Origin of the sequence: Agromyces intestinalis (assembly GCF_008365295.1) — a bacterium.
Lineage (GTDB): Bacteria > Actinomycetota > Actinomycetes > Actinomycetales > Microbacteriaceae > Agromyces > Agromyces intestinalis.
Map to the genome: position 1 here is coordinate 3749438 of NZ_CP043505.1, position 22357 is coordinate 3771794.

The following is a 22357-nucleotide window of genomic DNA, read 5'->3' on the forward strand; positions in this document are numbered from 1 at the left end:
CCATCACCGGGGAGTCTTCGGAAGAACGCGTACGGCATGCCGCGAAGCATCCGTCGTCACTAGAACCGAACGGGGCAGGCCCGTCACAGCCGCAGTGAGAGCGGTCCCGAGCGATCGGGGCAAGCGAGGTGGTACCGCGGCGGCGCCCGATCGGGCGACCGACGTCCTCGTGAAGGCATCCGTCCCGCAAGGAGCGAGCGTGTACCCGCGCACCCCAGACGACCACGGCGTGAACCCCTCACCGAGCTTTCCGGCCATCGAGCAGGAGGTGCTCGCGTTCTGGAAGGCCGACGGCACCTTCCAGGCGTCGATCGACGAGCGCGAGGGCTCGCCCGAGTGGGTGTTCTACGACGGCCCCCCGTTCGCGAACGGACTGCCGCACTACGGCCACCTGCTCACGGGGTACGCGAAGGACGTCTTCCCCCGGTTCCAGACCATGCGCGGCAAGCAGGTGCATCGCCGGTTCGGCTGGGATACGCACGGCCTGCCCGCCGAGCTCGAGGCCGAGCGGCAGCTCGGCATCACCGACAAGAGCCAGATCGAGGAGATGGGCCTCGCCGCGTTCAACCGCGCGGCGCGCGACTCGGTGCTGCGCTACACGGACGAGTGGCAGGAGTACGTCACCCGGCAGGCGCGGTGGGTCGACTTCGAGCACGACTACAAGACGCTCGACGTGACGTTCATGGAGTCGGTCATCTGGGCGTTCAAGCAGCTGCACGAGAAGGGGCTCGCGTACGAGGGCTTCCGCGTGCTGCCGTACTGCTGGCGCGATCAGACGCCGCTGTCGAACCACGAGCTGCGCATGGACGACGATGTCTACAAGATGCGGCAGGACCAAACCGTCACGGTCACCTTCCCGCTCACCGGGCCCAAGGCCGAATCGCTCGGCCTGACCGCCGTACGCGCGCTCGCGTGGACGACCACGCCGTGGACCCTGCCGACGAACTTCGCCCTCGCGGTCGGCCCCGACATCGAGTACGCGGTGGTGCCCGCCGGCCCGAACGGCACGCCCGACGCGACGGTGCTGCGCGAGCAGGCCGGCGACGAGGCATCCGACACCGAGGTGCTGGGCGCCGAGTACCTGCTCGCCGTCGACCTCGTCGGCGGCTACGCGAAGGAGCTCGGCTACGACTCGGCCGATGCGGCGCGCGCCGCGATCTCGCGCACCGTGCGCGGCGCCGAGCTCGAGGGCGTCACCTACGACCGGCTCTTCGACTACTACGCCGACGTCGAGGCGTACGGCCTCGAGCACGCCTGGCGCATCCTGGTCGCCGACTACGTCACGACCGAAGACGGCACGGGCATCGTGCACCAGGCGCCCGCCTACGGTGAGGAAGACCAACGGATCTGCGAGGCGAACGGCATCCCGGTGATCCTGTCGCTCGACGACGGCGGCAAGTTCCTGCCGGCGGTGACCGACGTCGCGGGCCAGCTGTGGAGCGACGCGAACAAGCCGCTCACGCAGCTGCTGAAGGCCGAGGGCCGGCTGCTGCGCCAGGCGTCGTACGAGCATTCGTACCCCCACTGCTGGCGCTGCCGCAATCCGCTCATCTACAAGGCCGTGTCGAGCTGGTTCGTGCGCGTGCCCGAGTTCCGCGACCGGATGGAAGAGCTCAACGACGACATCACCTGGGTGCCCGAGAACGTGAAGTACGGGCAGTTCGGCAAGTGGGTCGGCAACGCCCGCGACTGGTCGATCAGCCGCAACCGGTACTTCGGATCGCCCATCCCGGTGTGGAAGAGCGACGACCCCGAGTACCCCCGCGTCGATGTGTACGGCTCGCTGGAAGAGCTCGAGCGCGACTTCGGCCGGCTCCCGCGCAATCCCGAGGGCGAACCCGACCTGCACCGCCCGTACATCGACGAGCTGACCCGCCCGAACCCCGACGATCCCACCGGCCGGTCGACGATGCGCCGCATCACCGACGTGTTCGACGTCTGGTTCGACTCGGGCTCGATGCCGTTCGCGCAAGTGCACTACCCGTTCGAGAACCGCGAGTGGTTCGACACGCACCACCCGGCCGACTTCATCGTCGAGTACATCGGTCAGACCCGCGGCTGGTTCTACGTCATGCACGTGCTCTCGACCGCCCTGTTCGACCGGCCGGCGTACCGCAACGTGGTCAGTCACGGCATCGTGCTCGGCAGCGATGGGCAGAAGATGTCGAAGTCGCTGCGCAACTACCCCGATGTGAACGAGGTGTTCGACCGCGACGGCTCCGACGCGATGCGCTGGTTCCTGATGTCGAGCTCGGTGCTGCGCGGCGGCAACCTGATCGTCACCGAGGAGGGCATCCGCGAGGGCGTGCGCCAGCTCATGCTGCCGCTCTGGAGCACCTGGTACTTCTTCTCGCTCTACGCCAACACCGCGCGCGAGGGCGGCTACGAGGCATCCCGTTCGACCTCGTCGACCGACGTGCTCGACCGCTACCTGCTCGCGAAGCTGCGCGACCTGGTCACCGCGGTGACGGCCGACCTCGACGAGTTCGACACGACGCTCGCGTCGCAGAAGCTGCGCGACTTCGCCGACGTGCTCACCAACTGGTACGTGCGCCGGTCGCGCGACCGGTTCTGGCGGGGCGTCGCCGACGACGGTTCGGGCGCCGAGGCCTTCGACACGCTGTACACGGTGCTCGAGACGCTCACCCGCCTCGCGGCGCCCATGCTTCCCCTCGTCACCGAGAAGATCTGGCAGGGGCTCACCGGCGGGCGCAGCGTGCACCTGGCCGACTGGCCCGACGCGGCCGAGTTCCCGGCCGACCCCGAGCTGGTGGCCGCGATGGACGCGGTGCGTGAGATCGCGGGCACCGCGCTCGCGCTGCGCAAGCAGGCGGGCCGTCGCGTGCGGCTTCCGCTCGCGACGCTCACGGTGGTCGCGTCGGATGCCGCGGCGCTGGCGCCGTTCGAGGCGATCCTCCGTGACGAGCTGAATGTGAAGGCGGTCGAGCTGGTGCAGCTCGATGGGGGCAGCGCCGAGCGGTTCGGCGTCACCAAGCGGCTCACGGTGAACGCTCGCGCCGCAGGGCCCCGCCTCGGCAAGCAGGTGCAGCACGCGATCGGCGCCGCCCGCTCGGGCGACTGGACCCTCGACGGCGAGACCGTGGTGGCCGGCGGCATCGCGCTCGAGCCGGGGGAGTACGACCTTGTGCTCGAGACCGGCGCGGCGGGCGACGGCTCGGCCGTGCTGGGCCTGCTCTCCGACGGCGGGTTCGTGATCCTCGACACGGCGACCACGGCCGAGCTCGAGGCCGAGGGCATCGCGCGCGACCTGGTGCGCGCCGTGCAGGAGGCCCGCAAGGCCGCAGGGCTCGAGGTCGGCGACCGGATCCGATTGACGCTCGCTCTCGACGCAGCCTCGGCAGCCGCCGCCGATGCCCACCGCGAACTGATCGCCGGCGAGACGCTCGCGGTCGGCCTCGCGCTGACCGCGCTGGACGGCGATGAGGGCGCCGCCCTCGCGCCCCTCGCCGGCGGCACCCTCGTCCGCATCGACCTGGAGCGCGCATGACCGACGAGTTCGACCCAGACTTCGACCCCGACGCCCGCGAGGCCGCCGACGCGGTGTACGCCGGCCTGCTCGGCCGGGTCGGCGAGGCGGCCCCCGAGCCGCGCCTCGGTGCCACCCGCCGCGCCGTCGAGCTACTCGGCGACCCGCACCGGTCGGCGCCGGTCATCCACCTCACCGGCACGAACGGCAAGACGTCGACGAGCCGTATCGTCGAGAGCCTGCTGCGCGCCGACGGCCTGCGCACCGGCCTGCTCACCAGCCCGCACCTCGAGCGGTTCACCGAGCGGATCCTCATCGACGGCGAGCCCATCGCCGACGCCGACGTCGCGCGCATCTGGGACGAGATCGAGCCCATCGTCTCGCTCGTCGACGACGAGCTCGTGGCCGCCGGCGAGGCACGGCTCACCTTCTTCGAGGCGCTCACGGTGCTCGCGTTCGCCTGCTTCGCGGATGCCCCGGTCGACGTGATGGTGCTCGAGGTCGGGATGGGCGGCGAGTGGGATTCGACGAACGTGGCCGACGGCCAGGTCGCGGTGTTCTCCCCGATCGCCCTCGACCACGAGCGCCGACTCGGCGGCACGGTCGAGCAGATCGCCCGCACCAAGTCGGGCATCGTGAAGCCGGGCGCCGATGTCGTCACCGCGTTCCAGCAGCCGGCGGTGCTCGAGGTGCTGCGCGAGGCGGCAGCGCGCGCCGACGGCACCTTCGAGGTCGAGGGCGGCGGGTTCGCCGTGATCGACAGCCGCGTCGCGGTCGGCGGGCAGCTCGTGTCGGTGCGGGGGCTCGCGGGCGACTACCGCGACCTGGCGCTGCCGCTGTTCGGCCGCCATCAGGCCGAGAACGCCGCCGTCGCGATCGCCGCGGTCGAGTCGTTCCTCGGGGTCGCACGAATCCCCGATGACGTCGTGCAGGCGGGTCTCGCGGCGGTGACCTCGCCCGGTCGCCTGCAGCGGGTCGCCGCCGACCCCACCCTCATCGTCGACGCCGCGCACAATCCGCACGGCGCCGCGTCGCTCGCCGCGGCCCTCGAGGAGTACTTCGACTTCACCGAGCTCGTCATCGTGCTCGGCATCCTCGCCGACAAGGACGCCGAGGGCATCGCCCGCGCGCTCGAGCCGACGGGCGCGACCTTCGTCGTGACGCGGTCGTCGTCGGATCGCGCGGTCGAGGTCGGCGAGCTCGCGGCCCGCATCGCCTCCGTCGTCGGCCCCGAACGCGTCACCTCGGCCGACCGCCTCGAGGACGCCCTCGAGGATGCGCGCGACTGGGCGTCCGACGCCCCGGGTCGCGGCGTGGTCGCCACCGGCTCGGTCACGCTCGTCGGCGAGGTCGTCGCGTTCGCACGCGATCGCCGATGGAGCGGCGAATGAGCGCGGCATCCGAGCGGCCCGAGCCGGTGCAGCCCGAGCAGGCCGACTCGACCGAGCCCGCGTCGATCGCACCTGAGCCGACCGTCGCACCCGCCCGCCCCAGCTCGGTGCGCCGCAGTCTCGCGTCGATCGTGCTCGCCTTCGAGACCATCGTGGTGTTCCTCGCGGCACTCGTGCTCTGGGGCCTCGCCGACGCGTCGGGCGGCGTGTGGGGGCTGCCGTCGTGGGCGGCGCTCGTCGCCGGCGGGGTCATCATCCTGCTGCTCGTCGCGACGATCGGCCTGCTCCGCTTCCGCTTCGCCTTCTGGCTCGGCTGGGCGATCCAGGTCGTGGTGATCGTGGCGGGCATCATCAACCCGGCGATGTACGTCGTCGGCGCACTCTTCGGCGGCCTGTGGGCGTACTGCATGGTCGTCGGCGCACGAATCGACCGAGACAGGGCGGCCGCGGCCGAACCCGGAAAGGAACCGCAATGAGCAACGGCATCGAGGAGACCCTGGTGCTGGTCAAGCCCGACGGCGTCGCCCGCAACCTCACGGGCGAGATCCTGCGCCGCATCGAGGCGAAGGGCTACTCGCTCGTCGATCTGCGCATGGTGCAGGCCGATCGCGAGCTGCTCGCGAAGCACTACGCCGAGCACGAGGGCAAGCCGTTCTACGAACCGCTCATCGAGTTCATGCAGTCGGGCCCGGTGGTGGCGCTGCGCGTCGCGGGCAACCGCGTCATCGAGGGCTTCCGGGTGCTCGCGGGCACGACCGACCCGACGACGGCCGCGCCCGGCTCGATCCGCGGCGACTTCGGCCGCGACTGGGGCCTGAAGGTGCAGCAGAACCTGGTGCACGGCTCCGACTCGCGCGAGTCGGCCGAGCGCGAGCTCGCGCTCTGGTTCGCCTGAGCCGGCGAGCTGCACCCGAACGAGCGGATGCCCCGTGGCCGGCGCGCAGGCGCCGGCCACGGGGCATCCGTGTCTGATGCGGAGCGACGCTCAGCGGAAGAGGTTCTGCAGGTCGATGAGCACCCGCGGGATCGCGTTCATCTGCGCCTGCGCGAGCAGGATGACGATCGCGTAGCAGACGACCGTGATGAGCGGGATCCAGCCGAACAGGGTGGCGCCGACCTTGCGGGTGCGCTCGGAGCCGCCGAAGCGCCCCTCGCGGAGGTTGTCGAGGGTGACGATCCAGAACGTCGGGATCGTGACGGCCCAGGTGAGCATGCACCAGGGGCAGAGCACGTCGAGCACGTAGATGCTCTGGGCGATGAGCCAGCCGACGAAGACGAGTGCGCCCGCGACGCCGACGTTGAAGCCGATCCAGAACCAGCGCGGGAACCGCACGCCGCCGATGAGCGCCACCGCGATCGTCATGACGACAGGCCAGGCCATCAGGCCGATGAAGGGGTTCGGGAAGCCGAACACGCCGCCCTGCCAGCTGTCGAGGTTGACGCTGCAGCCCACGAGCACGCCCACGTTGCACGATGGCACGTGATCGCGGTCGGCCAGCGTGAGCACCTTCTCGAGTGAGAGATCCCATGCGGCCAGGAGGCCGAGTGCGCCCAGAATCAGGAGGGCGATGCCGAGTCCGAGGCGGCGAGCGGGGGCGGGGGCGTCGGGCATGGTTCGTATTCTGGCATGCCGGTTCCGACGGCGGCTGCGCGAAGCATGCGATAATCGAGGGAGTCGTCCGGGCCGCGCCCGGCGCGACGCCAACGAAGGCTTTCAAGGATGCACCGCATCCGCACTGCGGTGACGACACCGCGAGACGTGGCGATCCGGCCGACGGCCGGTCGCAGTAGTGAAGGATTGGCGGGATCGCGCCAGGCGCGACCTCGCTCGAGGAGTACGGGTTCGACGGCGCGGCTGCCGAACCCGGTGTAGGAGTGCACCAGGGATGGTGGAAGGCAACGAGAACAACGCCGGCGGGTCAGAGACCGGCGCAGGCGCACCGAAGCGACGTGGGGGATTCTTCACCGGGCGGCGCGGCCGCGGTCGGGGTGGTGCGTCGGTCGGTCCACGGCCGACGACGTCGACCGACGGCGAGGCGACGGATGCCCCGGCTGAGGCGGTCGTGACCGACGGCGTGCCGACGCCGGTCGGGTCGCAGGCGCCCGTGCCCGATGCCGAGCCCGCTGACGCCGCCGCGGCGCAGCCGGCGAACGAGCCATCGGGCGACGCCTCCGCGCCGACCGAGGGCGACGTCGAGCCCGAGGCATCCGAACCGGCAGTGCACCTCGTGCCGATCGAGACGTCCGCGCTCACGACCACGTCGCTGATCTTCCGCGCGCCGCCGGTGATCGCGGTGCCCGACCGACTCGAGCGCGCTGAGCGCGCCGACCAGGGCGATCGCGATCGCGGCGACCGCGGCGGCGACGACGCGTCGTCGACCGTGCGCCGCCGCGCCCGCCGCCGCAGCGGCGAAGAGGGCCGCCAGTCGGGCGACGAGCCCGCGAACACCGTGGTCAAGGTGCGCAAGCCCCGCGAGCCCGAGCTCATCACCGAGCCGCAGAAGGTCAAGGGCTCCACGCGCCTCGAGGCGAAGAAGCAGCGTCGACGCGACGGCCGCGACGCCGGCCGCCGTCGCGCGGTGATCACCGAGGCCGAGTTCCTCGCCCGTCGCGAATCGGTCGACCGGCAGATGGTCGTGCGCCAGAAGGGCGGGCGCATCCAGATCGGCGTGCTCGAGGACGGGGTGCTCGTCGAGCACTACGTCGCGCGCAATCAAGACGCGTCGCTCATCGGCAACGTCTACCTCGGCCGCGTGCAGAATGTGCTGCCGAGCATGGAAGCCGCGTTCGTCGACATCGGGCGCGGGCGCAACGCCGTGCTCTACTCGGGCGAGGTCGACTGGGAGGCCGCCGCCGAGAACGGCGAGAAGAACCAACCCCGCCGCATCGAGCTCGCGCTGAAGCCGGGCGACAAGGTGCTCGTGCAGGTCACGAAAGACCCGGTGGGCCACAAGGGCGCCCGCCTCACCAGCCAGGTGTCGCTGCCCGGCCGCTACCTCGTGTACGTGCCGAACGGGTCGATGAACGGCATCAGCCGCAAGCTCCCCGACACCGAACGGGCGCGACTGAAGAAGATCCTGAAGGAAGTGCTCCCCGAGAACGTCGGCGTCATCGTGCGCACCGCCGCCGAGGGGGCCACCGAAGAGCAGCTCACCCTCGACGTGAACCGGCTCACCGCCCAGTGGGCCGACATCTCGGCCGCGCTCGAGAAGGTGCAGGCGCCCGCGCTGCTGCACTCCGAGCCCGACCTGCTCGTGAAGATCGTGCGCGACGTCTTCAACGAGGACTTCCAGAAGATGATCATCGCCGGCGACGAGGCGCGCCAGACGATCGAGCGGTACCTCGGCTCGGTCGCGCCCGACCTGCTCGAACGCGTCGAGGCCTACTCGGGCGAGCGCGACGCGTTCGACGAGTTCCGCATCACCGAGCAGATCGAGAAGGCGCTCGAGCGCAAGGTCTGGCTGCCGTCGGGCGGTTCCCTCATCATCGACCGCACCGAGGCGATGACGGTCGTCGACGTGAACACCGGCAAGTTCGTCGGGTCGGGCGGCAACCTCGAAGAGACCGTCACGAAGAACAACCTCGAGGCGGCCGAAGAGATCGTGCGCCAGCTGCGGCTGCGCGACATCGGCGGCATCATCGTGGTCGACTTCATCGACATGGTCCTCGAGTCGAACCGCGACCTCGTGCTGCGCCGACTCGTCGAGTGCCTGTCGCGCGACCGCACCAAGCACCAGGTCGCCGAGGTCACCTCGCTCGGCCTCGTGCAGATGACCCGCAAGAAGCTCGGCCTCGGGCTGCTCGAGTCGTTCAGCGAGCCGTGCGAGGTCTGCGCGGGCCGCGGCATCATCGTGCACCACGAGCCGATCATGAAGCACCGTGCCCCGCAACAGCAGGTCGAGCGTCGGCGCAGCCGCGGCGGCGGTGCGCAGCAGCAGCAGACCGCCGCACCTGCGGCCGAGGTCAAGGCGCACGCCGGCACGCACGCCATCACCGAAGACGCCAAGAACGCGCTCGCGAAGATCGCGGCCTCCACGATCGCCCACGGGGAGCCCGGCCGGCCGGCCGGCGACGAGCCCGCGGCGCAGGTCGCCGAGGTCGCGCCCGCGGCGACGGCGGATGCCTCGGGGGAGTCGTCGCCCGAGCCGCGCGGTTCCCGCCGTCGCGGCCGCCACCGCCGCGCCACATCGGCCGACGCCGCGGCACCCGTGGGCGGGCGGGCCGACGTCGCCGACCCCGTGTCGGCCGCGGGTCCAGATGCGGTTCCGGCTGCCGAGGCGCCGGCCCGCGAGTTCGATTCCGACGCCGCTCAGGCAGCGCCCGCTGTCCCGGTGCTCGACCTTCCCGACACCCCCGTCCGTCGCGAGCGCCCGAAGCCCGCGGTCGACCCCGACGAGCTGCTCGGCTCGGTACTCGACGCGCTGCCCGCGCCGAAGGCGCAGGGCGAGGGGCGGTCGCGCAGCCGACGCGTCTCGACGACGGCGCTCAGCACCGCGGGTGCGGCGCCTGTGATCGTGCGCCCCGAGCCGAGCGACGACGACTCAGCCGAGTGACCGGCGGGCACGCCGCTCGCGCGGCGTGACCCGCAGGCCGCTCGCGGCGAGCCGGCGCACCAGCTGTCGCGGGTCGACCGGCTCGGCGCCGAGCGCGACCAGCTCGTCGTAGCGCTCGGCGGGCACGTCGTAGTGGTCGAGATCGAACCCTCGCTCGGGGAGACCCGCACGGCGGGCGAATGCCTGCAGCTCGGCGATCGACGCGTCGCTGACGAGATGACTCCAGACCGTGCCGTGGCGCGGCCAGAGCGGCGGGTCGATGAGCACGGTCATGCCCTGAGCATATGCTGGGGGCGTTCGGCAGGGCGTGTCGCGCGTTTGACCGGCCTCCGGGCATCCGGTAGACTCGACCGTTGGTGCCACCGGCTTATCCCGGAGGGCACGCACAGTTTTCTGGCAGTGACGACCCTCATTCCCGCTGGGGTCTTCCGCGCAGTGACAACCCCATCAGGCAGTCGGGGCCGCAAGGCTCCCCAGAGATAGGTACGAGTAGTGGTTTACGCAGTAGTGCGCGCCGGAGGCCGACAGGAGAAGGTCGAGGTCGGCACCATCGTCACGATGGACCGAGTGCAGGCCGACAAGGACGGCAACGTCCAGCTGACGCCGGTCCTCCTCGTGGACGGCGACAAGATCACCTCCGACGCGAAGTCGCTCGCGAAGGTCACGGTCACCGCCGAAGTGCTCGGCGACCTCCGGGGCCCGAAGATCGTGATCCAGAAGTTCAAGAACAAGACCGGGTACAAGAAGCGCCAGGGGCACCGCCAGGACCTCACGCGCGTCAAGGTCACCGGCATCAAGTAACGGCCAGAGGGAGACGAAGACATGGCACACAAGAAGGGTGCGAGCTCCACTCGCAACGGTCGTGACTCGAACGCGCAGCGCCTCGGCGTGAAGCGGTTCGGCGGCCAGGTCGTGCAGGCCGGCGAGATCATCGTCCGCCAGCGCGGTACGCACTTCCACCCCGGGGCCGGCGTCGGCCGCGGCGGTGACGACACGCTGTTCGCCCTCGAGGCGGGCGCCGTGCAGTTCGGCGCGAAGGGCGGCCGCAAGGTCGTCAACATCGTGGCGGTCGCCGAGTAATCGGGCGATCGATGTCGTGAGGGCGAGCTTCGGCTCGCCCTCACGCGTTTCATCAGAGGAGAGGCATCGACATGGTCAGTTTCGTCGACGAGGTCCGGCTGTTCGTGAAGGCCGGACACGGAGGCAACGGCTGCGTGTCGGTGCGCCGTGAGAAGTTCAAGCCGCTGGCCGGCCCCGACGGCGGCAACGGCGGTGACGGCGGCGACATCGTGCTCGTCGCCGAACCGCAGGTGACCACGCTGCTCGCGTACCACGGGCGCCCGCACCGCACGTCGCCGAACGGGCAGCCGGGCATGGGCGACAACCGGTCGGGGTCGACCGGCGAAGACATCGAGCTGCCGGTTCCGGTCGGCACGGTCGTCAAGGACGCCGACGGCGCCGAACTCGCCGACCTGACCGAACCCGGCATGCGATTCATCGTCGCCGAGGGCGGTCAGGGCGGACTCGGCAACGCGGCGCTCGCCACGACCAAGCGCAAGGCGCCCGGGTTCGCGCTGCTCGGCACGCCGGGCTTCGAGGGCGAGGTGACGCTCGAGCTGAAGACCATCGCGGATGTCGCGCTGGTCGGATACCCGTCGGCGGGCAAGTCGAGCCTCATCGCCGCGATGTCGGCCGCGCGCCCCAAGATCGCCGACTACCCGTTCACCACCCTGCATCCCAACCTCGGGGTCGTGCAGGCGGGCGACCACCGGTTCACCGTGGCCGACGTGCCGGGGCTCATCGAGGGCGCGAGCGAGGGCAAGGGGCTCGGTCTCGACTTCCTGCGCCACGTCGAGCGTTGCTCCGCACTGCTGCACGTGCTCGACTGCGCGACGCTCGACCCGGGGCGCGACCCGGTCAGCGATCTCGACGTCATCCTCGGCGAGCTCGCCGCGTACCCGGTGCCCGAGGGGCAGACCCCGCTGCTCGAGCGTCCCCAGCTCATCGCGCTCAACAAGATCGACGTGCCCGAGGCGCGCGACCTCGCCGACCTCGTCGCCCCCGAGCTCGAAGCCCGCGGCTACCGCGTGTTCCAGATCTCGACGGTCAGCCACGAGGGACTGCGGCAGCTCGGCTTCGCACTCGGCGAGGTCGTCGACACGGCCCGTCGTGAAGCGGCCGCGGCGCCGGTCGCCGAGCGCATCGTGATGCGCCCGAAGGCGGTCGACGCGGTCGACTTCACCGTGCGCGCCGAGGGCGGCAGCTACGGCACCCTGTACCGGGTCCTCGGGGCGAAGCCGCAGCGGTGGGTCGCCCAGACCGACTTCACGAACGACGAAGCGGTCGGCTACCTCGCCGACCGGCTCGCCCGCCTCGGCGTCGAGGACGCGCTGGTGCGCGCCGGGGCGGTCGCCGGCTCCACCGTGGTCATCGGCCCCGGCTCGGGCGTGGTGTTCGACTGGGAGCCGACCCTCACATCGACGGCCGAGCTCATCACCGCACCGCGCGGCGCCGACACCCGCCTCGACGAGAACCGCCGCGCCACGCGCGCCGAGCGCCGCGAGGCGTACTTCGACCGCATGGACGCGAAGGCCGAGGCGCGCGCCGAGCTCGAGCGCGAGCGCGAGGCCGGCATCTGGGCCGCCGACCACGACGACGACGAGGAGGACGGCGAGGGATGACCCCGCGCGTACGATCGGACATCCCGCGGGCCACGCGCATCGTCGTGAAGGTCGGATCCTCGTCGATCAGCGGCGAGAACGCCGGCCAGATCGCTCCGCTCGTCGACGCCCTCGCCGCCGCCCATGGCCGCGGTGCCGAGGTCGTGCTCGTGTCATCCGGCGCCATCGCCACCGGGATGCCGTACCTCGAGCTCGACTCGCGGCCCACCGACCTCGCAACGCAGCAGGCGGCGGCCTCGGTCGGGCAGAACATCCTGATCTTCCGCTACCAGGACTCGCTGCGTCGGTACGGCATCGTCGCCGGGCAGGTGCTGCTCACGGCCGGCGACCTCGAGAACCCGACCCACCGCTCGAACGCGCAGCGCGCGATGGAGCGGCTGCTCGGCCTGCGGATCCTGCCGATCGTGAACGAGAACGACACCGTCGCCACGCACGAGATCCGGTTCGGCGACAACGACCGGCTCGCCGCCCTGGTGGCCGAGCTCGTGGGCGCCGAGTTGCTGGTACTGCTGAGCGATGTCGACGCGCTGTACACGAAGCCCCCGCACCTGCCGGGTGCCGAGCGCATCCCCGTCGTGCCGTACGGCGACGACCTCGCCGGGGTCGAGATCGGCAACGCCGGTCGAGCCGGCGTCGGCACCGGCGGCGCCGAGACGAAGGTTTCGGCCGCGCGCATCGCCGCGGCAGCCGGAACCGCGGTGCTGATCACCGCGACGCAGCTCGTTCACGACGCCCTCGACGGCGGCGAGCTCGGCACCTGGTTCGAGCCGGCACCCGTTCGTCACACGCCCGAGGAGTCCGCCTTGCTCGCCTAGGCTTGGCGCATGGCCCTCACCGACACTGCCGTCCTCGACGCCCGGCTCGCCGCCGCGAAGGAGGCGTCGCTGCGACTCGCGACCGCGACCACGGCCCAGAAGGATGCCGCGCTCGAAGCCGTGGCCCGCATCCTGCGCGAACGCGCGGCCGACATCGTCGCGGCCAACGCGGACGACCTCGAGGCCGGGCGCGAGCGCGAGCTGACCGACGGGCTGCTCGACCGGTTGCGGCTCGACGAGGCGCGCATCGACTCGCTCGCCGACGCGGTGCTCGAGGTCGTGCAGCTCGACGACCCCGTCGGCGAGACCGTCTCGGGCCGTTCGCTGCCGAGCGGGGTGCGCATCGACCAGGTGCGGGTGCCGCTCGGCGTCGTGGGCGCGATCTACGAGGCTCGCCCGAACGTCACGATCGACATCGCGGTGCTCGCCCTGAAGAGCGGCAATGCGGTCGTGCTGCGCGGGGGCACCGCCGCCGAGCACACCAACCGCGTGCTCGTCGAGGTGCTGCGCGCAGCGCTCGACTCGGTGGGCCTTCCGGGCGATGCGGTGCAGACGGTCGACGACTTCGGGCGCGACGGCGCTCGGCACCTCATGCAGGCGCGCGAATACGTCGACGTGCTCATCCCGCGGGGCAGCGCGGGCCTCATCCGCGCCGTCGTCGACGAGGCGAAGGTGCCCGTGATCGAGACCGGCGCCGGCGTGGTGCACATGTTCCTCGACGAGAGCGCCCGCGAAGACTGGGCGGTCGAGTTGGTGCACAACGCGAAGGTGCAGCGTCCGAGCGTGTGCAACGCACTCGAGACGGTGCTCGTCCATCGTGCGTCGGCCGAACGACTGCTTCCGACGGTGCTCGATCGGCTCGCGGCATCCGGTGTGCTCATCCGCGGCGACGAGCGCGTCCGCGCCATCCGGCCCGAGGTGCTGCCGGTGAGCGATGACGACTTCGCCACTGAGCACATGGGTCTCGAGATCTCGGTCGGCGTCGTCGACTCGATCGACGACGCGCTCCGACACATCCGCAGGTTCTCGACCAAGCACACCGAGTCGATCGTGACCAACGACCTCGGCAACGCCGAGCGGTTCCTGAACGAGGTCGACGCGGCCGCCGTGATGGTGAACGCATCCACCCGGTTCACCGACGGCGGCGAGTTCGGGTTCGGCGCCGAGGTCGGCATCTCGACGCAGAAGCTGCACGCCAGGGGGCCGATGGGCCTGCCCGAGCTCACCAGCACCAAGTGGCTCGTGCGCGGCGCAGGGCACGTGCGCGCCTGACCCCACTAGACTGTGGAAGGCGCGACGGCAGCGGCTGTCGCGCAGCAACTCGAAAGGAACGGCTGAATGAGCCTGGTGACCGCTGTCCTCGCCTCGGAGTCGGTGAACGCGAGGGAGCTCCCTGTGGAGCCGTTCGTGTACGGTCTGGTCGCATTCGTCATCTTCCTGGCCCTGGCGATCGTCACCTACTCGTACCGCGACGTCGCCAACCGTCACCGCGCGAAGGCCGCGGCGTACGCGGCCCGGCACGGCGGGAACGAGCACCCGGGCCACTGAGCGAGCTGATCGCGCGATGACCGGCGACGCCCGCCGACCGAGGGTCGGTGTGATGGGCGGCACCTTCGACCCCATCCACCACGGACACCTCGTGGCGGCCAGCGAGGTCGCCCAGTCGTTCGGGCTCGACGAGGTCGTGTTCGTGCCCACGGGGCAGCCGTCGTACAAGACGGTCGTCACGCCCGCCGAGCACCGCTACCTCATGACGGTGATCGCGACGGCCTCGAACCCCCGCTTCACGGTCAGTCGGGTCGACGTCGATCGCGACAAGCCGACCTACACGATCGACACGCTGCGAGACATCCGGGCCGAGCGACCCGACGCCGAACTGTTCTTCATCACCGGTGCCGATGCGGTCGCGCAGATCCTCTCCTGGCGCAACGCAACCGAGCTGTGGGAGCTCGCCCACTTCGTCGCTGTGAGTCGGCCGGGACATGTGCTCAACGTTTCGGGATTGCCCGAGCAGCACGTAAGCTTGTTGGAGGTGCCGGCGCTGGCGATCTCGTCGACCGATTGCCGGGACAGGGTTCGCCGGGGCTACCCGGTGTGGTACTTGGTTCCCGACGGGGTCGTCCAGTACATCTCCAAGCACCACCTCTACCGGAGTGTCGAATGACGTCGTCGCAGGAACCGCCTCTCACGAGGCGTGAGGCTCGCGAACGCGAGCGACTGGCCCAGCAGGGCCCTGCGGCGACCCCGGCTGCTGCTCCGGCCGGCGCTCCTCCGGCTGCCGCTCCTCCGGCTGCGCCGCAGTTCCCGCTGCAGGCGCCCGCACCGACCTTCCCGCAGCCGCCCGCTCCGGCGCCGGTCGCCCAACAGCCGAACGCGGCGCCCGTCGGCATTCCGTCGAATGCGCCGTTCACCGGTGCGCCCGGCGGGGGAGTGCCGAATGGCGGCTCGCCGAACGGCGGCGCGCCCCGTCAGGCATCGGCCCCGCCCGCACCCAACGGGTACGCGGCCCGCCCGGGTGGAGGCCCCGTTTCGGCCCCGTTCGGCGCGCCGACCGGCCTGCCGCCGGCTCCGCAGCAGGCGCGGCCGGCTCCTGCTGCTCCTGCTCCTGCTCCTGCTCCTGCTCCTGCGCAGCCGATCCCGGGTCGGTCCGCGCCGGCGCAGCCTGGTGGCCAGCCGGCGCCGTCCGCATACCAAGGCCAGCGCCCCGGCGTGCCGCTGCCGAATGCTCCAGCGCCCCAGGGCGCGGCGCCCCGGGTACCTGCTCAGCAGCTTCCGCAGCGCCCAGCGTCGGGCGTACCCGGTGCCGGCCAGCCGCCGCGTCCCGCACCGCAGCCCGCTCAGGTCGCACCGGCCGCAGCGGCGCCCGCGCCTGCCGGCGGCGCCTCCCAAGTGTCGGGCGGTCGTACGCCCGAGCGCACCCTCACCCGCCGCGAACTGCGTGCGCTCATCGATGCGCAGCAGGCCGACGCGCACGACGACGACGACGACCTCTTCACGCCGGCCGATGGCGCCGCGCCGGTGCCGACCCGCGAGCCGGCGCCGCATCAGGCGGCTCAGGCGGTGCGCGCCGATGAGCCGGTCGTGGCGCCGAAGCCGGCCGGTCACTGGACCGACCAGCTCCACCTCGTCGACGACGACGCGACGCCGTACGACCAGGTGCTCTCACGCGGGCGCTCTTCGCACGGCGTGCCCACCACGACCAACGCACTGATCCTGCCGACGCTGCCCGACCAGGGGCCGCTCGGCACCCCGCTCGCCGAGGGGGGCGAGATCATCGTGACCGGTTCGATCGACCTCCCGCGCAGCTACGCGGCTACCGGGGTTCACCCGAGCCAGGTCGACTCGTCCGACATCGACCACCTCTTCGACAGCGACGACGCCGCGACGGCCGGCGTCCGCCCGGTCGCGGCCACCAGCGCCATCTCGACGCAGGCCGGCCCGCGTACCGTGGTCGCACCACCGAAGAAAGACGGCATGAACCTGCCGCTGATCCTCGCGCTCACCGCCGGCGTGCTCGCGCTCGGCGTCGTAACGACGCTCATCGTCGGCGCGGTCTCCGGATTGTTCGGATGACGCGCGTCACCTCGACCCCGAAAGCGAACGCATGACGGCATCCGACCGCGCCCTCGACCTGCTCGCCAGCGCCGCGCGCGCGGCCGACGCGAAGGGCGGGGAAGACCTGGTCGCACTCGACGTCTCGGTTCCGACGCCGTTCGCCGACGTGTTCCTGCTCGCGACAGGGGCGACCGAGCGCAACGTGCTCGCGATCGCCGATGCAATCGAGGAGGCCCTTGCCGAGCACGGCGTGCACGCCGCCCGCCGCGAGGGCCGCGACCACGCTCGCTGGATCCTGCTCGACTTCGGCGACCTCGTCGTGCACGTCTTCCACCGTGAAGACCGCCTGTACTACGGCCTCGAGCGGCTCTGGCTCGACTGCCCGCCGATCGAGGTCGCGCCCCTGCTCGCCGCGGTCGAGCGACCGGGCGAGTGAGGCCCGCTCGATTTCATCGGAGCCGGGTCGCTGGTGTACAGTGAATTCGTTGCCGCGCGAGAGCGGGCAGCATCCCGAACGGGTCTGTGGCGCAGCTGGTAGCGCACCTGCATGGCATGCAGGGGGTCAGGGGTTCGAGTCCCCTCAGATCCACCCTTTCGTCGAAGTTTCAGCCCTGTCCACCGTGTTCGGTGTGCAGGGCGTGTTCGTTGTAGGGCCCGGGCCCTCGACGAGGTCGTCGCCGCGGGGTCAGCGGGTGAATGCGATGGTCGTGACGAGCGCGGCGACGAGGATGTCGAGGACCGCGCAGAACTCGGCGAACGACCGGTCCACGACGCGACCGGTGCGGTGATGATGGATGTCCCAGGCCGCGTGGCCGAGGAGCGCTGCGGCGACCAGCAGCCCGCCGACGGTCGCATCGAGGCGGACGGCGAGCAGGGCGGTCGCGCCCAGGACGAGCATTGCGGCGGTCTGCAACGGCAGCGACGACCATGGCCGGGTATGGCCGCCAGCGAGCCCCACCACCACCAGCACCGCAGCAAGGCCGAGGAGCCATGGAGTGGCCTCGAACCCGGTGAACTTGTCGAGGGTGATCAGCCCGAAGCTGACGCCGAAGGCGACCCATGCCGCCCATCGCCGCCCGCTGGCCGACGCCGCGAGGTAGACGAGCCCCGATGCCGCGACGACGGGCGCGACTTCTCGCCCGTCATCGAGCCCGTACGCCGTCGCCGCCGCGACGAGCATGCCGAGTGTCGCCGGCCACACCGTGCGCAACGGCAGGGCGCTGCGCGTGTGCTCCGACGAGTTGTCGCGTCGTGCCGCCATCGTGACATCCATCTCGAACCTACTTTCTTGGACACATGTGTTCGAGTTATCAAACCGTACTATGATGTACGAGTTCGTGGAAGGGATCGCATGACGGAGTCATCTCGGCGCGCGCCGAGCGAGCGTGCCGCATCGTCCGTCGCGCTCCGGCCCATGGCGGCCGCCGATGTCGACGCGGTCGCCCGCATCTGGCGAGAGGGGTGGGCGGACGCGCACCTCGGTCACGTCCCGGCGGCCCTCGTCGCAGCTCGCACGTCGGGCTCGTTCACCGAGCGTGCTCACGATCGCGTCGACGACACGATCGTCGCGACGCGAGCCGACGCGGTCGCCGGCTTCGTCATGATCGACGGTGACCAGGTGGATCAGCTCTACCTCGACCGTGCCGCACGTGGCAGCGGCATCGGGGCCGTGCTGCTCGGCGCCGAGGAACAGGCCATCGTCGCAGCAGGGTACGGCCGGGCGTGGCTCGCGGTCGCGACCGGCAACAACGGCGCCCGGCGGTTCTACGAGCGGCAGGGCTGGGCCGACGAGGGCCCGTTCGTCCACCATGCGCCGACGCCCGACGGCGGGGTGGCCGTCGACTGCCACCGGTTCGTCAGTGCCGCGGCCGCCCGAGCACGGCAGACCTGAATCTGGCTGCGCACGCGAGGAGGTGGCAGTGACCGAAGTCGCAATGAGTGCACTCACGGGGGAGGGGTCTTCCGACCGGACCAAGCGCGCCGACGCCCTCCGCAACATCGAGGCGATCATCGACGCCGCCACTCGGCTGCTGGCGGTCAACCCCGACGCGAGCATCAACCAGATCGCCAAAGCCGCTGACGTCGGCAGGGTGACCCTCTACGGCCACTTCGAGTCCCGGGCGACGCTCATCCGGGCGGTCACCGACCGGGCCATCGCCCAGACGAACGAGGCGCTGGCGCAACTCGACCTCGACGGCGATCCGCGCGAGGTGCTCGGCCGCCTGCTGGAGGCCACCTGGCACCTGACCCACCGGTTCGGCGCCGTCGTCGTCGCCGGGGCTCGAGAACTGCCCCCCGAGCAGCTCCGCCGCGCCCACGATGAGCCCGCCGCGCGCGTCCGCGGCCTGCTCGAGCGCGGCCGCGCGGTGGGCGAGTTCCGTAGCGATGTTCCGATCGACTGGCAGCTCACCGTGATCCAGTCGATTCTGCACGGCGCATCGGCGGCGGTGCATCGGGGCGATCTCGACGAGGTCGACGCGCCGTCCTTGGTGCGCGACACCACGCTTGCTGCGTTGGCCGCCCGCGCGCCCGCCAGGGGGGATGCATCCGGTCCATCGACGCCCGGAGTGTGAATGGCGGGCATACGGCGTGCGTCGTCGAATGTGTCCCCGATCCCCGGCCCACTGGCGCGCCGGGTTGACCCTCCGTCGCGCCGCGACAGACAATTGACAGGTTGTTTCCGATCGAAAGGCGGGGGATACGGATGGCCAGTGCATCGGCACGTTCGACCAATGACATCGACGTCCAGGCGGTGATGTCCACGGCGGACGACCAGATCGGCGGCTTCGATGCGGCCGACCCCGAGCCGGCTGTTCCGCCCGCCGTCGCCGCGGCGGCCCCGGTCACGAGTGCGGCCCCGGTCGAGGCGTCCGATCCGTCGGCGGCCGAGGCGCGACGAGGCTGGCAGCGCGATCTCCGCTTCATGCTCGTGGTGCTGGTGGCGATCGTCGTACTCTTCCTCGCGTTCGCGCTGCTCATCGCGTTCAGCCCGACGGGTGCCGCCATCAGCGCGCTCGCGGTCATCGCCGCGCCGATCGCCACGATCGTCGCTGCGTACTACGGCATCTCGCTCGCGCTGCGCCAGGTGCGCGACGCACGCGACTCCGCCGAAGCCGCCGAGCAGCGGGCCAGAGCCGCCGAGGCGTCGGCACGCGAGTCCGACGCCTGGGCCGCGCAGATGGAGTCGGGCCTGCGCGTCGCGGTCTCCAAGCTCAAGGGCGCCGGCGTCGACACGCGAGACGTGGAGCGCGCGGCCGGCACGCCCGACGAGTTCTTCTAGGCTTTCCAGATCCCGAGCGACTGCGCCGGGGGCGAGCCGGTCACCTCGTCGAGGATGAGGTGCGACCTCGTCGACACCACCCCGGGCAGGTCGTGGATGTCGCGCAGAATGGCCTGGCTCAGCTGCTCGTGATCGGGTGCGCTCACGGTCAGGATCAGGTCCATGTCGCCCGACACCGCCTGCACCTTCTCGACGAAGGGCAGCGCGGCGAGCTGACGGGCGATCTGCTCCCAGGGCACGTCGGCGACCCGCACCACGACCAGGGCCGAGACCACGAGCCCGATCGAGCGGCGGTCGATCTGCGCGCCGTATCCGGTGATCACCCCTCGTTGCTGCAGATGCTGCAGTCGGTTGTGGGCCGCCGTGCGTGAGATGTGCACGAGGTCGGCGAGCGTGCGCACCGACAACCGCCCGTCGCGGCTCAGTTCCGCGACGATGCGCCGATCGACAGCGTCGAGCGGCTCCCCCCGGTGCGCGTGTTCGGTCATCATCGTCCTCGCATCGGGGCCAGCCTATCCGGTGCGCGCGGCCACGCGCCGGAGCGAGATCCGCAGCGGAATGCGGCGCACCGGGTCGGGGATGAGTACACGGGCGATCGCGATCGCCCGGAACCATCCGTCGGCGACCCGGGCGATCCGTCGCGTCCATCGGAAGCCGTAGGCGTCGCGGATCGCCGGCGGAAGCAGGGCCGCCGTGAGGATCCGAACGGGAGCCTGCGTCAGGCGGAGCGGCGCCGGCAGCCGGGCGTGCACGAGTAGATCGCGGGCGAGCCGGCGGGCGTCGTCGCCGACCTCGAGTCCGGCCACCCGCTCCTCCCACCAGCCGTCGAACTCGGCTCGCGTCGCGGGCCAGCCGGCACCACCGGCCTGAAGCCGTGCGGCGAGCGGTGCGTATCCGCGCACGATCGCGTCCGCGACCGGTTCGGGCATAGGCCCGGAGACCCGCTCGTGCACGCGCAGCGCCACCGCGGCGAGCGTCGAGGCGACCCAGCGCTGCGCATCGGCGTCGAAGGCGCTGTACCCGGGCTCCGAGGCATCCGGCCGCCCGCGGACAGGGGCATGTCGGGCGTTGACCTCGCGCACGACGGCGGCGACCGCACGGTCGTCGCCGAAGCCGATCGCATAGGCGTACTCGAGCGTCGCCCGAAGCCGACGCATCGGCGACTCGCGGAACCCGCTGTGGCGGGCGACCCCGCGCGCGACGCGCGGGTCGGCGAGCTGCAGCAGGATCGCTGCCGCCCCGCCGACCAGCAGCGTGGCGTCGCCGGCGTGCCGACGGAAGACCGCCCGGTCGGCGTCCGACGGCAGCGCCGAACCCGCGGGGGCATCCCCGGGATCGCCCGCGCGGGCCTCATCGGTGCGGACTGGCACGGATCCAGTCTGACGGGTCGACCGCCGAGGTGTCAGCACCCGCGACCGCGCTCGGTCAGTACCAGTTCACCGCCTCGGAGTGGGCCCAGGCGCCGCACGGCGATCCGTACCGCGCCGAGATGTACGCGAGCCCCCAGTTGATCTGCGTGTTGGCGTTGGTGCGCCAGTCGTCGCCGGCCGAGGCCATCTTCGCGCCGGGCAGCGACTGCGGAATGCCGTACGCGCCGCTCGATGCGTTGTACGCGTCGGCGCGCCAACTCGACTCCCGCGTCCACAGCAGCTCGAGGCAGCGGAACTCGCCGTCGCCCCAGCCGTACGCGCCGACCGCGCCGCGGGCGTACGCCTTCGCGGCACCGGGATCGACCACGACGCCGGGCGGTGGGGGAGCGGTCGACAGGCCCGCGTCCGCCGCGGCCGCGGCGGCTTCACGGGCCGCAGCCTCGGCACGGGCCTGCTCGCCGATGCGGTACCGCCGTTCGAGGTCGGCGGTGCGGTCGCGCAGGCTTGCGAGCTGCGCGTACAGCGTCTCGACGGTCGCGCGCTGCGCGACGACGCGGGCTTCGGCGGCCTCGTGGGCGGCCTGCGCCGCATCGGCCCGGTCGGCGGCCTCGCGTGCCAGCCTGTCGCGTTCGGATGCCGCGACATCCGCCTGCGCCGTGAGCGCCGCCGCCGAGGCGCGGTCGGCTGCGGCGCGGGCTGCGGCGGCCGCGTTCAGGTCGGCCAGCCGCGTCGTGCGGCTGAGGTCCGACAGCAGGCGGTCGGTCCGTGCGGCGGGGCGGTCGGCGCCGGTGCGCATGAGCAGGCGCAGCGTCGGGTCGACGCCGCCGTCGCGCGAGAGCAGTGCCGCGACGCGGGCGAACCGTCCGGCCGATGCGTCGGCCGCCTGCTCGGCGGCATCGGCCCGGGCGTGCAGCGTGTCGGCACGGGCGACCGCCGCGAGGTGCGCCTCGTCGGCCGCCCGGCTCTCGGCGGCCGCGACCACGGCCGCATCGCCCAGGCGGCCCGCCTCGACCTCGAGATCGCCGATGAGCGCCTCGATGCGGTTCGCCTCGGCTTCGCGCGACGTGACGTCGGCCTTCGCCGCCTCGACCTCGTCCCATGACGGGTACTCGTCGGCGACGGCGGCCGACGGCGAGCCCAGCGCGATCACGAGCGCGGCGACCGTCACGGCCACCGCCGCGGTCGTCCGTTGCGACCGTGTCGCCCTCATCGCGCCTCCTCGCCG

At 71.7% G+C, this 22357-nt stretch carries 23 protein-coding genes and 1 tRNA gene; 18 read left to right on the forward strand and 6 right to left on the reverse strand.

Annotated elements, in window-relative coordinates:
- Positions 1 to 199 precede the first annotated feature (199 nt).
- The 4 genes from ileS to ndk are packed head-to-tail and all read left to right on the forward strand — an operon-like array spanning position 200 to position 5773.
- Positions 200 to 3508 carry an isoleucine--tRNA ligase gene (gene ileS / locus FLP10_RS17075; protein WP_149161951.1) on the forward strand — a complete coding sequence of 1103 codons (3309 nt, stop codon included), beginning with the start codon at positions 200 to 202 and terminating at the stop codon, positions 3506 to 3508.
- Positions 3505 to 4878, forward strand: coding sequence for a bifunctional folylpolyglutamate synthase/dihydrofolate synthase (locus tag FLP10_RS17080; protein WP_149161952.1), 1374 nt, complete (start codon positions 3505 to 3507; stop codon positions 4876 to 4878). Before ileS ends, FLP10_RS17080 begins: the two co-directional genes overlap by 4 nt.
- A complete protein-coding gene (locus FLP10_RS17085; protein WP_149161953.1) occupies positions 4875 to 5354 on the forward strand; it encodes a DUF4233 domain-containing protein in 480 nt (159 codons plus the stop codon). Before FLP10_RS17080 ends, FLP10_RS17085 begins: the two co-directional genes overlap by 4 nt.
- Positions 5351 to 5773: a nucleoside-diphosphate kinase gene (gene ndk, locus FLP10_RS17090; protein WP_149161954.1), complete on the forward strand. Its 423-nt coding sequence runs from the start codon at positions 5351 to 5353 to the stop codon at positions 5771 to 5773. The genes FLP10_RS17085 and ndk overlap by 4 nt, the downstream gene beginning before the upstream one ends.
- Positions 5774 to 5863: 90 nt before the next feature.
- Here the strand turns inward: ndk and FLP10_RS17095 are convergent, their stop codons facing one another.
- Complete coding sequence (locus tag FLP10_RS17095) at positions 5864 to 6490, reverse strand: vitamin K epoxide reductase family protein (protein WP_149161955.1); 627 nt, start codon at positions 6488 to 6490, stop codon at positions 5864 to 5866.
- 274 nt (positions 6491 to 6764) lie between these two features.
- On the opposite strand from FLP10_RS17095, the gene FLP10_RS17100 reads away from it, so the two are divergent.
- Positions 6765 to 9431, forward strand: a complete 2667-nt coding sequence (locus tag FLP10_RS17100; RefSeq protein ID WP_149161956.1) for an Rne/Rng family ribonuclease — start codon at positions 6765 to 6767, stop codon at positions 9429 to 9431.
- On the opposite strand, the gene FLP10_RS17105 is transcribed toward FLP10_RS17100, so the two are convergent.
- Positions 9420 to 9704: a DUF4031 domain-containing protein gene (locus FLP10_RS17105; RefSeq protein ID WP_149161957.1), complete on the reverse strand. Its 285-nt coding sequence runs from the start codon at positions 9702 to 9704 to the stop codon at positions 9420 to 9422. The genes FLP10_RS17100 and FLP10_RS17105 overlap by 12 nt on opposite strands.
- Before the next feature lie 219 nt (positions 9705 to 9923).
- Here FLP10_RS17105 and rplU point away from each other — a divergent pair, with 219 nt between their 5' ends.
- The 10 genes from rplU to FLP10_RS17155 all read left to right on the forward strand — a co-directional run bounded on the left by rplU (position 9924) and on the right by FLP10_RS17155 (position 17071).
- Complete coding sequence (gene rplU, locus FLP10_RS17110; protein WP_149161958.1) at positions 9924 to 10232, forward strand: 50S ribosomal protein L21; 309 nt, start codon at positions 9924 to 9926, stop codon at positions 10230 to 10232.
- Between the two features lie 21 nt (positions 10233 to 10253).
- On the forward strand, positions 10254 to 10511 hold the full coding sequence (gene rpmA / locus FLP10_RS17115) for a 50S ribosomal protein L27 (RefSeq protein ID WP_149161959.1): 258 nt from the start codon (positions 10254 to 10256) through the stop codon (positions 10509 to 10511).
- Between the two features lie 71 nt (positions 10512 to 10582).
- Positions 10583 to 12112: a GTPase ObgE gene (gene obgE, locus FLP10_RS17120; protein ID WP_149161960.1), complete on the forward strand. Its 1530-nt coding sequence runs from the start codon at positions 10583 to 10585 to the stop codon at positions 12110 to 12112.
- Positions 12109 to 12927, forward strand: coding sequence for a glutamate 5-kinase (gene proB, locus FLP10_RS17125; protein WP_149161961.1), 819 nt, complete (start codon positions 12109 to 12111; stop codon positions 12925 to 12927). The genes obgE and proB overlap by 4 nt, the downstream gene beginning before the upstream one ends.
- A gap of 9 nt (positions 12928 to 12936) precedes the next feature.
- Positions 12937 to 14199, forward strand: coding sequence for a glutamate-5-semialdehyde dehydrogenase (locus tag FLP10_RS17130; protein WP_149161962.1), 1263 nt, complete (start codon positions 12937 to 12939; stop codon positions 14197 to 14199).
- A gap of 66 nt (positions 14200 to 14265) precedes the next feature.
- Positions 14266 to 14475, forward strand: coding sequence for a hypothetical protein (locus FLP10_RS17135; RefSeq protein WP_149161963.1), 210 nt, complete (start codon positions 14266 to 14268; stop codon positions 14473 to 14475).
- Positions 14476 to 14491: 16 nt separating this feature from the next.
- Complete coding sequence (gene nadD, locus FLP10_RS17140) at positions 14492 to 15091, forward strand: nicotinate-nucleotide adenylyltransferase (RefSeq protein WP_149161964.1); 600 nt, start codon at positions 14492 to 14494, stop codon at positions 15089 to 15091.
- A 725-nt stretch (positions 15092 to 15816) separates the two neighbouring features.
- Complete coding sequence (locus tag FLP10_RS17145; protein WP_149161965.1) at positions 15817 to 16500, forward strand: hypothetical protein; 684 nt, start codon at positions 15817 to 15819, stop codon at positions 16498 to 16500.
- Positions 16501 to 16531: 31 nt separating this feature from the next.
- The gene (gene rsfS, locus FLP10_RS17150) at positions 16532 to 16918 is read left to right on the forward strand and encodes a ribosome silencing factor (protein ID WP_149161966.1); all 387 of its coding nucleotides are present in this window, start codon (positions 16532 to 16534) and stop codon (positions 16916 to 16918) included.
- Positions 16919 to 16998: 80 nt separating this feature from the next.
- Positions 16999 to 17071 (forward strand) — tRNA-Ala (locus FLP10_RS17155).
- Positions 17072 to 17167: 96 nt separating this feature from the next.
- Here FLP10_RS17155 and FLP10_RS17160 read toward each other — a convergent pair.
- The gene (locus tag FLP10_RS17160; protein WP_210418439.1) at positions 17168 to 17743 is read right to left on the reverse strand and encodes a hypothetical protein; all 576 of its coding nucleotides are present in this window, start codon (positions 17741 to 17743) and stop codon (positions 17168 to 17170) included.
- Positions 17744 to 17833: 90 nt separating this feature from the next.
- Between FLP10_RS17160 and FLP10_RS17165 the strand changes: the two genes are divergently transcribed.
- From FLP10_RS17165 to FLP10_RS17175, 3 genes are all read left to right on the forward strand, one after another.
- On the forward strand, positions 17834 to 18373 hold the full coding sequence (locus FLP10_RS17165; RefSeq protein ID WP_210418440.1) for a GNAT family N-acetyltransferase: 540 nt from the start codon (positions 17834 to 17836) through the stop codon (positions 18371 to 18373).
- 28 nt (positions 18374 to 18401) lie between these two features.
- A complete protein-coding gene (locus FLP10_RS17170; protein ID WP_210418441.1) occupies positions 18402 to 19055 on the forward strand; it encodes a TetR/AcrR family transcriptional regulator in 654 nt (217 codons plus the stop codon).
- Between the two features lie 131 nt (positions 19056 to 19186).
- The gene (locus tag FLP10_RS17175) at positions 19187 to 19762 is read left to right on the forward strand and encodes a hypothetical protein (protein WP_149161967.1); all 576 of its coding nucleotides are present in this window, start codon (positions 19187 to 19189) and stop codon (positions 19760 to 19762) included.
- Here FLP10_RS17175 and FLP10_RS17180 read toward each other — a convergent pair.
- The 3 genes from FLP10_RS17180 to FLP10_RS17800 are packed head-to-tail and all read right to left on the reverse strand — an operon-like array spanning position 19759 to position 22342.
- A complete protein-coding gene (locus FLP10_RS17180; RefSeq protein WP_246150069.1) occupies positions 19759 to 20253 on the reverse strand; it encodes an Lrp/AsnC family transcriptional regulator in 495 nt (164 codons plus the stop codon). The two genes, FLP10_RS17175 and FLP10_RS17180, sit on opposite strands and share 4 nt — an antisense overlap.
- A 21-nt stretch (positions 20254 to 20274) precedes the next feature.
- On the reverse strand, positions 20275 to 21132 hold the full coding sequence (locus FLP10_RS17185; protein WP_168209227.1) for an oxygenase MpaB family protein: 858 nt from the start codon (positions 21130 to 21132) through the stop codon (positions 20275 to 20277).
- 55 nt (positions 21133 to 21187) lie between these two features.
- A complete protein-coding gene (locus FLP10_RS17800; RefSeq protein WP_246150070.1) occupies positions 21188 to 22342 on the reverse strand; it encodes an aggregation-promoting factor C-terminal-like domain-containing protein in 1155 nt (384 codons plus the stop codon).
- Positions 22343 to 22357 lie beyond the last annotated feature (15 nt).